The sequence below is a fragment of the Streptococcus sp. 5346 genome (genome assembly GCF_013277455.1).
In the GTDB taxonomy this organism is placed as follows: Bacteria; Bacillota; Bacilli; order Lactobacillales; family Streptococcaceae; genus Streptococcus.
The window spans coordinates 18,521-30,296 of sequence record NZ_VMMY01000001.1; the positions used below are offsets into that span (position 1 = coordinate 18,521).

General features: G+C 40.9%; 12 protein-coding genes. 1 reads left to right on the plus strand and 11 read right to left on the minus strand.

Features of this window, described 5'->3' with window-relative positions:
• Positions 1 to 18 precede the first annotated feature (18 nt).
• Entirely contained in the window at positions 19 to 1,248 is a 1,230-nt protein-coding gene (locus HT732_RS00090) for a tetratricopeptide repeat protein (RefSeq protein WP_173253572.1), read from the minus strand.
• On the minus strand, positions 1,238 to 2,404 hold the full coding sequence (locus HT732_RS00095) for an AI-2E family transporter (RefSeq protein WP_173253573.1): 1,167 nt from the start codon (positions 2,402 to 2,404) through the stop codon (positions 1,238 to 1,240). Before HT732_RS00095 ends, HT732_RS00090 begins: the two co-directional genes overlap by 11 nt.
• Before the next feature lie 143 nt (positions 2,405 to 2,547).
• On the opposite strand from HT732_RS00095, the gene HT732_RS00100 reads away from it, so the two are divergent.
• Positions 2,548 to 3,561, plus strand: coding sequence for a lactonase family protein (locus HT732_RS00100; protein WP_173253574.1), 1,014 nt, complete (start codon positions 2,548 to 2,550; stop codon positions 3,559 to 3,561).
• Between the two features lie 45 nt (positions 3,562 to 3,606).
• Here the strand turns inward: HT732_RS00100 and HT732_RS00105 are convergent, their stop codons facing one another.
• From HT732_RS00105 to HT732_RS00145, 9 genes are all read right to left on the minus strand, one after another.
• Positions 3,607 to 4,026, minus strand: coding sequence for a F0F1 ATP synthase subunit epsilon (locus HT732_RS00105; RefSeq protein WP_119947746.1), 420 nt, complete (start codon positions 4,024 to 4,026; stop codon positions 3,607 to 3,609).
• A gap of 10 nt (positions 4,027 to 4,036) precedes the next feature.
• Entirely contained in the window at positions 4,037 to 5,443 is a 1,407-nt protein-coding gene (gene atpD, locus HT732_RS00110; RefSeq protein WP_000094357.1) for a F0F1 ATP synthase subunit beta, read from the minus strand.
• Between the two features lie 85 nt (positions 5,444 to 5,528).
• On the minus strand, positions 5,529 to 6,407 hold the full coding sequence (locus HT732_RS00115; RefSeq protein ID WP_000301222.1) for a F0F1 ATP synthase subunit gamma: 879 nt from the start codon (positions 6,405 to 6,407) through the stop codon (positions 5,529 to 5,531).
• Positions 6,408 to 6,422: 15 nt separating this feature from the next.
• On the minus strand, positions 6,423 to 7,928 hold the full coding sequence (gene atpA, locus HT732_RS00120) for a F0F1 ATP synthase subunit alpha (protein ID WP_173253575.1): 1,506 nt from the start codon (positions 7,926 to 7,928) through the stop codon (positions 6,423 to 6,425).
• 14 nt (positions 7,929 to 7,942) lie between these two features.
• Positions 7,943 to 8,479, minus strand: coding sequence for a F0F1 ATP synthase subunit delta (locus tag HT732_RS00125; protein ID WP_173253576.1), 537 nt, complete (start codon positions 8,477 to 8,479; stop codon positions 7,943 to 7,945).
• The gene (atpF, locus tag HT732_RS00130) at positions 8,479 to 8,973 is read right to left on the minus strand and encodes a F0F1 ATP synthase subunit B (protein WP_112444247.1); all 495 of its coding nucleotides are present in this window, start codon (positions 8,971 to 8,973) and stop codon (positions 8,479 to 8,481) included. The genes HT732_RS00125 and atpF overlap by 1 nt, the downstream gene beginning before the upstream one ends.
• Positions 8,974 to 8,986: 13 nt before the next feature.
• Positions 8,987 to 9,703, minus strand: coding sequence for a F0F1 ATP synthase subunit A (gene atpB, locus HT732_RS00135; protein ID WP_000392851.1), 717 nt, complete (start codon positions 9,701 to 9,703; stop codon positions 8,987 to 8,989).
• 34 nt (positions 9,704 to 9,737) lie between these two features.
• Entirely contained in the window at positions 9,738 to 9,938 is a 201-nt protein-coding gene (locus tag HT732_RS00140) for a F0F1 ATP synthase subunit C (RefSeq protein WP_001054562.1), read from the minus strand.
• A gap of 261 nt (positions 9,939 to 10,199) precedes the next feature.
• Positions 10,200 to 11,486: a U32 family peptidase gene (locus tag HT732_RS00145; RefSeq protein ID WP_173253577.1), complete on the minus strand. Its 1,287-nt coding sequence runs from the start codon at positions 11,484 to 11,486 to the stop codon at positions 10,200 to 10,202.
• Positions 11,487 to 11,776: the final 290 nt, after the last annotated feature.

The window sequence follows — 11,776 nt, forward strand, 5'->3', positions numbered from 1 at the left end:
CTATATGTTTAAACATTCTTACAATCTCTCAAACAGTTCTTGCATTTGCACATCATCTGGAACCAGTTTTAAGTAAGCGTGAGCATGGACTTTGGCTTCTTCAAAATGTCCCAATTCACGCAAGAGATAGATATAGCGTTCCAGAAACTCGGGATTGTCCTTCAAATCTCCTGCCAACTCTTGGTAATGCTCATAGGCAGTATCTAAATCGTCCATTTCTTGATAAGAGCGAGCAATCATCCACTTGGTCAAAAGATTTTCTGGCTCCTCGCTTTGCAAGTCTAGAATATCCTCATAACGCTCCTGCTCCAGATAAATAGTTGCTAGACGGAGTAAGATTTCTTCCGTATCCTCAGCATCTTCTTTAGCAGTAAGGAGGTAATTTTCTGCACCACTAGCATCATGTAATTCATAAGAAAATTGTGAAGCAGCCAGCAAGAGGCGAGTTTCAAATGGATTTTTCTCCAACCCTTGCTTAGCGATACGCAGGGCTTCTTGAACTTGATGCTCCTTGTGTAAGGCCTGGCTATAACCATATTCATAGCCTTCAAAGTCAGGTGAAATGGTATCAAGCTGCTTAAAGTAGAGGACGGCTTTTTGATATTCTTCTTGATCAAAGTAAAGACTGGCCAACTCAAAAGCTGTTAAATCATCATATTCTAACTCCAGAGCTTTTTCTAAAAACTCTGTAGCTGTTTCAAATTTCCCTAACTGAGCATAGGCAAAGCCAATCCGTTGATAGGTAGAAATGCCCGTTTGCTCATAAATCGAGCGATTATCTAACTGGGCATAGCCTTGAATGGCCTCTTGGTAATTTTCCAACTCACTATCCAACTCTGCCAAGCCCAATATCAAGAGAGGATCTTCTGAGTAAGTCAAGGCCTCTAACAATTTCTCACGCGCCACATCTGTCAAACCTTCCAGCTGATAAAGGTCCGCCTTCAGAGCCAAAGCCGAAACATACCAGTCACTGTCAGGTTGGATTTCCTCTAGGTAAGCAAAAGCTTCTTCGATTTGACCATCCTCGCTAGCAATGGCTGCTAGATTAAGATGAACCTCTGGAAAATCCTCTACAATTTTCAGATAAATTTCCTTGGCCTGAGGATAAAAACCAATTCCTTCTAGATAGGTGGCTAACTCATAAAGAAGGTCACTTGAATCATTTTCTAAAGCTTTAACGAAATAGTGCTCTGCCTTAACTAAATCTTGCTCTTCCAAAGCCTGTAACATCTGTTGACTATTGTTCACTTTTGACTTCCTCGTCCTCTAATTCATATAGACCACTAACTACCTTATACCATTCGAAAATGGCTGAAATGACAACTTTAGTAGAGGCATAAACTGGAATACCAAGTAAAACTCCCCAGATGCCAAACATGGAACCTGAAGTTAACAAGACAAAGAGAACATTAATGGGATGGATGTTTAATTGACTTCCCAAAATCAATGGAGAGACAAAACGGCCTTCAATAGTTTGTTCTACGATAAAGACAATCACTACTTTCAAAAGCATGACTGGTCCAGCAATCAAGCCCAATACTAGGGCAGGAAGCATGGCTAGGAAGCTACCAAGATAAGGAACCAGATTTAAAATACCAGCAGTAACACCAAGCGTAACCGCATAGCGTAGACCAATAATCTTGAAGAAGATGATAAACATTACTGCTACAATAATAGCCACTGTCACTTGCCCTCGAACATAGTTGGACAACTGTTGATTCACATCTGATAAAACTTGTCCAACAGGTTCTTTCAATTTTCTTGGCATAAATTGGGTCAAATAGTTACGCAAGCCTTTCCCATCACGCAAGAGATAAAAGAGCATGAAAGGAACGATAATCAAGGCAACAATCACTTGAGATGCCCCGCTAATAAAGGCGCTCACCCAGTTGACTGCCTGAGATGAAACCTTGCTCGCCCAAACTGTAGCCTGGCTAGAGAAGTTTGTCAAAACCTGCTCTAACTGAGGTCTGAAATCATCTGGCAGGTGCTGGGCTACCAATCCATTAACAATCCTATCTATATCTTCTAAGTAAACAGGAACGTTTCTTGCAAAGGTCAAAACCTGACGTTGCAGATTTGGAATGGCGACTGCCAAGCCCCAAATGATAAAGAGAGCTATGATGACAAAGACAATGCTGATGGCTATGACGCGATTGACTTTGTGTTTTTCCATCCAATCAACAATAGGATTCAACAAATAATATAACAAACCAGACAGAATGACTGGCAACATCACAACTGCTAAAAAGTCTAAAACAGGTGAAAATAGAAAACTAATCTTACTTAAAATAAAAAGATTCAGTCCCAATAATAAGGTTACTAAAAATACCGTAATTGCCTTGTTATCTAAAAACCACTTAAAAAACCAAGATAGGCTAAAATGTTTCTCTTTTTGCTCCATAAATACTTCCTTTCTATCGTTCTCTCATTATACCATTTTTAAATCAAAATAACTCTTTTTTAAAGTGCTTACATCTAATTGGATGTCTTTAATTGGCTTGTTTTTGTGATATAATAGTCTTATCTTTATATAGAGGTAACGTTATGAAAGAAACTGTTTATTTTGGAACTTATACACGTCGGACTTCCCAAGGGATTTACAAGGCTGACTTTGATACAGAAACTGGTCTGCTTTCAAACCTAGAACTTTTTGCAGCTGAGCCAAGTCCAACCTACCTTGCCTTTGACCAGCACCAACATTTATACACCGTTGGTAGTCAAGACGATAAGGGGGGAATTGCAGCCTATCAAACTGACGGGACTTTGTTAAATCATGTTGTTGAGGAGGGAGCTCCCCACTGTTATGTTGCTGTCGATGAAAAGCGTAATTTGGTCTATGCAGCCAACTACCACAAGGGACAGGTCCTTGTTTATAAACGTCAGAAGGATGGGAGCCTTTTACTTAGTGATGTAGATCAACACAGTGGCCAAGGTCCACATGAAAATCAAGCTTCCCCCCATGTCCACTATACAGATTTAACACCTGACCACTATCTAGTGACCTGCGACTTGGGAACTGACCAAGTCATCACTTATGACCTTGATCAAGAAGGGAAACTGTCTAAACTCTATACCTACAATAGTATTCCTGGAGCTGGTTCTCGTCATATCGTTTTCCATAACCATTATAAAATTGCTTATCTCATTTGTGAACTCAATAGTACTATCGAGGTTTTAATCTACGATGGTGTTGGCGAATTTGAACGTATGCAGGTTATTTCAACTTTACCAGAAGCTTACGAAGGCTTTAATGGAACCGCTGCTATTCGTCTCTCTAAAGACGGTAAATACCTCTACGCTTCTAACCGTGGCCATGATTCTATCGCAGTATATACCATCCTTGCGGACGGTAGCTTAGAGTTATTAGAAATCGTTCCAACGCATGGTCAGACTCCACGTGATTTTGATTTGACACCCGACCAAAAATTTCTCATTGTTGTCCATCAAGACTCTGACAATGCAACTGTCTTTAAACGTAATTGTGACAATGGTCGTCTAGCAGAACTCTCCAACGACTTCCATGTTCCCGAAGCAGTCTGCATCCGTTTTGCTCCTTAAAACACCATAAAAAATGAACTTGGAATTTTCAAGTTCATTTTTTTCTTATAGTCTATTTCCGACATTAATACGGTTAATGGCACGTTGCAAAGCAATCTTCGCACGACGTTCTTGGTCAATCAAGTGCTTGTCTTGTGCTTCTTCAATTGCACGTTCTGCACGAAGTTTGGCACGTTCTGCACGACTGACATCGATATCACGAGCACGTTCTGCAGAGTCAGCGACGATTGTGATCATATCATTGGCAATTTCAATAACGCCGCCGTTTACTGCAATCCAGTTCACGTGATCTTCATCATCAATACGTTTTACCTTTACTTCATCAACTGCTAAAACCGCAATCATATTTTCATGTCGTGGCAAGATCCCCATCTCACCATCCAGAGTTCGAACCGATACATAGCTGGCATGGTGATCATAGACGAGACCATCTGGTGTCACGATCTGGACAGTTAACTGAGCCATAGATCACCTCTTAAAATCCCATTTTTTCAGCTTTTGCAATCACATCTTCGATAGAACCTACGCCACGGAAGGCATCTTCTGGCAAGTGGTCATGTTTACCATCAAGGATTTCCTTAAAGCCACGTACAGTTTCAGCAACTGGAACATAAGAACCTGGCTGACCAGTAAATTGTTCCGCAACGTTGAAGTTTTGTGACAAGAAGAACTGGATACGACGGGCACGAGCCACCAAGGTTTTTTCTTCATCAGAAAGCTCATCCATACCGAGGATAGCAATGATATCTTGCAATTCATGGTAACGTTGAAGGACACGTTTTACTTCAGCAGCAACTGCATAGTGCTCTTCTCCAACGATTTCAGGTGCCAAGGCACGTGAACTTGAAGCAAGTGGGTCAACGGCTGGGTAGATACCCAATTGTACCAACTTACGTTCCAAGTTGGTTGTTGAATCCAAGTGAGCGAAGGCTGTTGCTGGAGCTGGGTCAGTATAGTCATCCGCTGGCACATAGATAGCCTGGATAGAGGTTACAGAACCCTTCTTAGTTGATGTGATACGCTCTTGCAATTGACCCATTTCCGTAGCAAGTGTTGGTTGGTAACCAACGGCTGATGGCATACGACCCAAAAGGGCAGATACTTCTGAACCAGCCTGAGTGAAACGGAAGATATTATCGATAAAGAGAAGCACGTCTTGGCCTTCCACATCACGGAAGTATTCAGCGATTGTCAAACCAGTAAGGGCAACACGCATACGTGCTCCTGGTGGCTCATTCATCTGACCAAATACCATGGCTGTTTTCTCGATAACACCTGATTCTTTCATTTCCCAGTAAAGGTCGTTCCCCTCACGAGTACGTTCCCCAACACCAGTAAATACTGAAATACCACCGTGTTCTTGGGCAATGTTGTGAATCAATTCTTGGATTAAGACGGTTTTACCAACTCCGGCACCACCGAAAAGTCCAACTTTACCACCTTTAAGGTAAGGGGCAAGAAGGTCGATAACCTTAATCCCTGTTTCAAGGATTTCAGAAGAGGTAGACAACTCATCAAAAGTTGGAGCTTTTTTATGAATTGGCTGACGCTCTGCGTCTTCTGTAAAAGGAGCTTCCAAGTCAATGGTATCTCCCAAAACGTTGAAGACACGTCCCAAAGTTTCTTTACCTACTGGTACAGAGATTGGACGACCTGTGTCCAATACTTCCATTCCACGAGTCAAACCATCTGTTGATTCCATGGCGATAGTACGGACCATACCATCTCCCAACTCCAAGGCTACTTCAAGGACGATTTTTGTTTTTCTTTCGTCATTTTTGTAGACGACAAGTGCATTGTTAATCTCAGGAAGTTTTTCCCCTGCTGCAAACAAGACGTCTACAACGGGACCGATAACCTGAGCAATTTTACCTGAACTCATCTCCTTCTCCTATTCTATATAAGATACTGTCGGTTCCTAGCTCAACTAGGTCCTAAGTTCATTTTCATACGAGCTGGACTAGAGCCTATTCTAAGGCACTAGCTCCTGCTACGATTTCTGTAATTTCTTGTGTAATCGCCGCCTGTCTGGCACGGTTATACTGAATTGTCAAATCATTGATGACTTTCTTAGCATTATCTGTCGCTGTTTGCATGGCTGTCATACCGGCAGCATTTTCAGCTGTCTTGGCATCAATAATAGCACCGTAAATCATACTTTCTGCAAACTGAGGCAACAACTGCTCCAAAATTTCTTCTCGGCTGGTTTCCAATTCAAAAGTCAAGCTGTAGTCTTCATCCGCTTCATTGGGATCCAAGTCAACAATCGGAAGCATTTGTTCCACACGCATTTGACTGGTTAGCGTGTTGACATGGTGGTTGTAGCAGACATAAAGCTCATCAAAAAGTTCATTTTGGTACATTTCAACAGTTTTTGAAATAATCTTACGAACTTGATCAAAGCTAGGTTGGTCTGCCAAGCCACGTAGTTCATAAAGTGGTTGAATACCACGAGCCTTAAAGAAATCAGCTCCCATTCCACCAATACAGATCATTTCAAAACCTGTACCGTCTGGGTGGTATTCTTCTTTCAACTCCATAACGGCTTTCAGAATAGAGGAATTATAACCTCCAACCAAACCGCGGTCTGAAGTGATGACGATATAGCCTGTCTTCTTCACAGGACGGCTAATCAACATGGGATTAGTTGAACCACCAGCTCCATTACCATGAAGAATATCTGTCAAAAGTTTGCGAACCTTCTGAGCATAAACTTGGAAGTTGCGAGCTGCTTCTTCAGAGCGACCTAGCTTAGCAGCCGATACCATTTGCATGGCATTAGTGATTTGACTCGTATTTTTTGTTGAGGCGATTTTTGTTTTAATATCATTTAGAGATACTGCCATCTGACACCTCTATTCTTATTGGAAGCTGGTTTGATTGAGAAACTCTGTAATCGCAGCATCCAAGACTGCTTCTTCTGGCAAGTCTTTTGTATCACGAATGGTTTCCAAAATATCTGGATGTTGAGCGTCAAAGAAGGCATGGAACTCTTCCTCGAAACGAACAATATCATCTACTGGAACAGTATCCAAGAAACCATGTGTCAAAGCATAGAGAATGGTTACTTGTTTCTCAACAGGTAAGGGTTTGTGAACAGGTTGTTTCAAGACCTCAACGGTACGACGTCCACGGTTCAACTTAGCCTGTGTTGCTGCGTCCAAGTCAGAACCAAACTTAGTGAAAGCTTCCAACTCACGGTATGAAGCAAGGTCGATACGAAGTGTACCAGCAACCTTCTTCATGGCTTTGATTTGTGCAGAACCACCTACACGCGATACAGATGAACCCGCATCGATGGCTGGACGAATACCCGCATTGAAGAGACCATCACCAAGGAAGATTTGTCCATCAGTGATAGAAATCACGTTGGTTGCGATATAGGCAGAGATATCTCCTGCTTGTGTCTCGATAAATGGTAGGGCTGTAATTGATCCACCACCAAGTTCATCAGAAACTTTAGCTGAGCGCTCAAGCAAACGGCTGTGAAGGTAGAAAACATCCCCTGGAAAGGCTTCACGACCTGGAGGACGACGAAGCAAGAGTGACAGTTCACGATAAGCTACCGCTTGTTTTGATAGATCATCGTATACAATCAAAACATGCTTCCCTTGGTACATAAATTCTTCCGCCATGGCAACCCCAGTATAAGGAGCTAGGAAGAGCAATGGAGATGGTTGTGAAGCAGAGGCTGTCACAACGATTGTGTAGTCCAAGGCACCGTACTGACGAAGTGTTTCTACTTGCGTACGAACTGTTGATTCTTTTTGTCCAATTGCGACATAGATACAGATCATATCTTGATCTTTTTGGTTCAAGATTGTATCAATCGCAATGGTTGTTTTCCCTGTCTGACGGTCACCGATAATCAACTCACGTTGACCACGACCAATCGGTACAAGGGCGTCAATAGCTTTCAAACCAGTTTGCAATGGTTCTGAGACTGACTTACGTTGCATGACACCAGGAGCTGGCGCTTCTACTGGACGAGTTTTATCAGTGTGGATTTCTCCCAGACCGTCAACCGGACGACCAAGCGGATCCACAACACGACCAATCAGACTTTCACCTACTGGGACTTCCATGATTTTACCTGTACGGCGGATTGTATCGCCTTCACGAATATCTGTAAAGTCACCTAGGATGATAATACCAACGTCTGTTGACTCCAAGTTTTGAGCCATACCATAAGAGCCGTTTTCAAAGATCAACAACTCTCCACTCATGGCATTGTCAAGGCCATGAGCACGCGCGATACCGTCCCCGATATAGGTTACAACACCTGTTTCAGTCACATCAAAATTGGGTTTGAAATTTTCAATTTGTTGCTTAATTAAAGCGCTGATTTCTTGTGCGTTAATTGCCAAAAGAACACCACTTTCTATTTCAAATTTTCTTTAACAACTTTAAGTTGTTGTTTAATACTCACATCAATTGTCTTGTGATTGGCAAAAATAACAAAACCACCAATGAGACTTTCATCGATTTCTTCTTTTACACTCCTTACTTTCAGAGACATTTTCTTCTCAATCAAAGGGAGCAAACGACTCTTTTGTTCATCTGTTAAAGGATGAGCTGACGTAATCGTCACTTCAAATCGATTTGTTTCTTTTTCAAGTCGGTCCAAGCAATCTACAAGCACATCATAAAAAAGATTTGCTCTGTGATTGTAGACCAGAACCTGGATAAAGTTTTGTAATAAAGGTGACACAGAGTCTTGGAAAAAAGCAATCGTTTTTTTCTTGTCAGACTCATCTACTGTCACTTTTTTTAAAAAAGAAGGTAAACCTGTTTCTTCAGCAACTTGCTTGATTTGAGTCAAGTCTGAAAAGATACGGGCTTCTTCTCCTTTTTCAAGTACCAATTGGACAAAAGGCATGCTGTATTTTTCAATTACCTTTACTGTTTTCTTGTCCATTAAGCTTCTCCTAGCTGATCGATATACTGATCAATGAGTTCTTTATGGGCATGACCGTCAAGGTTTTGTGAGATGATTTTACCAGCTAGGCTGATGGTCAAATCTGCTACCTCACCCTTAACGCTTTGTAAAGCTTCAGCTTTGTTTTGAGCAATTTCTTGGTTTGCTTTTTCTTTTAAGCGTCCTGCTTCTAGTTTAGCATCTACTAAAATACTAGCCTTACTTTTCTCAGCTGTTGCTTTCGCATTCTCAATGATTGCCTTGGCTTCTTTACGGCTACCAGCCAATTCATCTTCGCGTTTTTGAGCCAATACTTCTGCTTTTTGACGGGCTTCTTCAGCACTGTCAATATCAGTAGCAATTTTTTCAGCTCTTTCTTCGAAAATGCCTGTAATATTAGACCATGCAAATTTTTTAATCAAGACTAGCAAAAGAATAAAAGAGCCAGTGATTAAAATAAAATTACCAATCAATTCACCTACTGTTACGTGCATCAGTTACTCCTTTCTATTCCTCTTCAATATTAATCTTATTCCCTAAATACACAGATGTCAAAAGAGTAAAGACATAAGCTTGGATGCAGGAAATAAAGACAGAAAATGCAGTCCAAGCCAAATTAGCTCCAAAGGCTACTGGATACCAATAAATAGCTTGGTGGGAAAGAAGAAGTAACAAACTCGTCATGACCTCTCCTGCAAAGATATTCCCAAAAATCCGCAAAGCCAAAGATAAGAAGTTTGTAAATTCTTCCAAGATATTCATCGGTATGACAAAAACAGGACTCATAAAAGATTTTATACTTTTTTTAAATCCACGACGACGAACGCTTTCTATATGTGTCAACAAAATGACAAGAAAAGATAAGGTTAAGTCATACTGTAAATTAGCGGTTGGCGAACTCCACCAGTTAGTCCCATCGATCGTTTGAAGCTTTGTCATTAAGCCAAGGTTATTGGCAATCACCATGAAAAGAAATAAACAAAGGAAAAAGAGTGAGTAATCTTTCATGTAGCGCGAACCAATGTTAGGTTCTGTAAATCCAATAACAAAGTCATAGACATACTCAAGTACATTTTGCTTTCCTTTGGGTTTCAAGGTCATATTGCGGCTTGCCCAATAAATAAAGACAAAAATAACTCCCACAATCAACAAGGTCATGGCTAACATAGTCAGATTGAAGATAACAGGACCAATAGAGATGATTGGATTAATACTTTCTTCCATCTAAAATCCTCCCTTTTCTTCTCGTTCCATGTATTTATTTGATAATAAATGAGAAGACAAGAGTTACAAAGAAAGTTCCTTCAATAAAGGCAACACCTAAAAACATCAAACTACGAAACTCAGAAAGCATATCTGGTTGGCGTGCTACTGATTTAAACAGTCCATTCATCAATAAACCTTCACCGACAGATACGCCCATACAGGCAATACATAAGCCTAAAAATGTTAAATTCATAACGAATTCTCCTTTAAAATAAAATTTACTTACTTAGTGTAGTCCTAAAATTTAAATTTGTCAACTTTTAACCGCTATTGGAAGCGTTTAATAAAAATTATTTCCATTTTCTTTCGGATTTCACTCTATTCTGAAAAACTTGTGTATATTTACTGAAGCTAGCAAGTCTTACCTGTAAATTTAATGAAAGCAACACAAAATCCGAGAGGAGAATCTCGGATTAAGGTCAACCTACTGTTAGTAGTTCTTATTTTATGTTTATTAAGCACGAACTGTGACACTGGTTCCATCTTCCTTATAAAGATTGATAAGACCTTCTTTGAGAGCTCGAACCATGTCTCCAGCTTGAACAGGTTGTGGGACTTTAATAGTCAATAGTTCCATTGGATTTGGAGCGCGGTCGATTTTATTGCCTTTGGCATCATGTAAATCTTCGATATAAGTTTCAAAATGACGGAAACCTGGACCATAAAACTCAACTTGGTCGCCTTCGTTAATCACGTTCCGTTGACGAATAGTTGCTGTTTGTGTCGCCTCATCATAAGAAACTACCTCAGCGACAAACTTATACTCAGGAATTTTACGACGAGCACCAAACAACTGCTCATTTTCAGATGGTGTACCATAGTAGAAACCTGTTGCCAATTCACGTTGGGCAACCTTCCACATCTCGTCCACCAAGTCTTGTTTGATAGCTTCAAACTTTTCAGGACTTTCAAGATAGGCATCCACAGCCGCCTTGTAGCAGTTGGTTACTGTTGATACGTAGTGAATAGACTTCATACGTCCTTCGATTTTTAGACTGTCCACACCATTTTCAATCATATCTGGGATATGGTCAATCATAGACATATCAACGGCTGACATTGAAAATTCTTCTGGAATCTCACCCTTCAAACTCTTACGTTCTTTCCCAAATGGCATATCGTAAAGGTCGTATTTCCAACGGCATGACTGAGAGCAACCACCACGGTTAGCATCACGCATACTCATGTGGTTTGAAAGAGTACAACGACCAGAGTAAGAAATACACATGGCTCCGTGTACAAAGGCTTCAATCTCAACATCTGTGCGTTTGCGAATCTCTGCTAATTCTTCCATTGAAACCTCACGCGCCAAAACGACACGTGTTAAGCCTAGCTCTTTCCAGAACTCAAGGGTTTCATAGTTAGTGGCACTTGCTTGGGTAGAGAGATGGATTTCAAGACCAGGCGCTTCTGTCGCTGCAATCATAATCAAGGCTGGGTCAGATACGATAACTGCTGCAATCCCGATATCACGCAGTTTACGGAAGCACTCACCAGCACCAGCTTCATTTCCTTCGTGCATCACCATGTTGGCAGCTACATAGACCTTAGCTCCATACTTAGCCGCAAACTGCACGCCTTCTTCCATCTGTTCAAAGGTAAAGTTACCTGCACGGCTACGAAGACCATAGGCCTGACCACCGATAAAGACAGCATCTGCCCCATACTGAACAGCTACTTTTAGCTTCTCTAAAGTCCCTGCAGGTGATAAAACCTCAGGACGTTTTAATGTTTTTGTCATGATTTCTCCTATTTGCAATATAAAAGTTTGACATTTTTCCTTCTCATTTTATAGTAAATAAAGGATAAAATCAAGCCTAGACGGATTGTTTTGACAATTCTAATCTTTTAATACTCTTCGAAAATCTCTTCAAACCACGTCAGCTTCCATCTGCAACCTCAAAACACTGTTTTGAGCAACCTGCGGCTATCTTCCTAATTTGCTCTTTGATTTTCATTGAGTATATGCTTTGCATAATGACTGATAAACTGTCGAAAATTAACCCAATTTTAACAAGTAGCCAAAAAGTC

What these genes read in the sequence shown, in the direction of transcription:
- HT732_RS00145 (WP_173253577.1), bottom strand. Translation starts at nt 11,486, where the DNA reads ATGACAAAAACATTAAAACGTCCTGAGGTTTTATCACCTGCAGGGACT.
- HT732_RS00105 (WP_119947746.1), bottom strand. Translation starts at nt 4,026, where the DNA reads ATGGCTCAGTTAACTGTCCAGATCGTGACACCAGATGGTCTCGTCTAT.
- HT732_RS00115 (WP_000301222.1), bottom strand. Translation starts at nt 6,407, where the DNA reads ATGGCAGTATCTCTAAATGATATTAAAACAAAAATCGCCTCAACAAAA.
- HT732_RS00100 (WP_173253574.1), top strand. Translation starts at nt 2,548, where the DNA reads ATGAAAGAAACTGTTTATTTTGGAACTTATACACGTCGGACTTCCCAA.
- HT732_RS00140 (WP_001054562.1), bottom strand. Translation starts at nt 9,938, where the DNA reads ATGAATTTAACATTTTTAGGCTTATGTATTGCCTGTATGGGCGTATCT.
- HT732_RS00095 (WP_173253573.1), bottom strand. Translation starts at nt 2,404, where the DNA reads ATGGAGCAAAAAGAGAAACATTTTAGCCTATCTTGGTTTTTTAAGTGG.
- atpF (WP_112444247.1), bottom strand. Translation starts at nt 8,973, where the DNA reads ATGCACGTAACAGTAGGTGAATTGATTGGTAATTTTATTTTAATCACT.
- atpD (WP_000094357.1), bottom strand. Translation starts at nt 5,443, where the DNA reads ATGAGTTCAGGTAAAATTGCTCAGGTTATCGGTCCCGTTGTAGACGTC.
- HT732_RS00125 (WP_173253576.1), bottom strand. Translation starts at nt 8,479, where the DNA reads ATGGACAAGAAAACAGTAAAGGTAATTGAAAAATACAGCATGCCTTTT.
- atpB (WP_000392851.1), bottom strand. Translation starts at nt 9,703, where the DNA reads ATGGAAGAAAGTATTAATCCAATCATCTCTATTGGTCCTGTTATCTTC.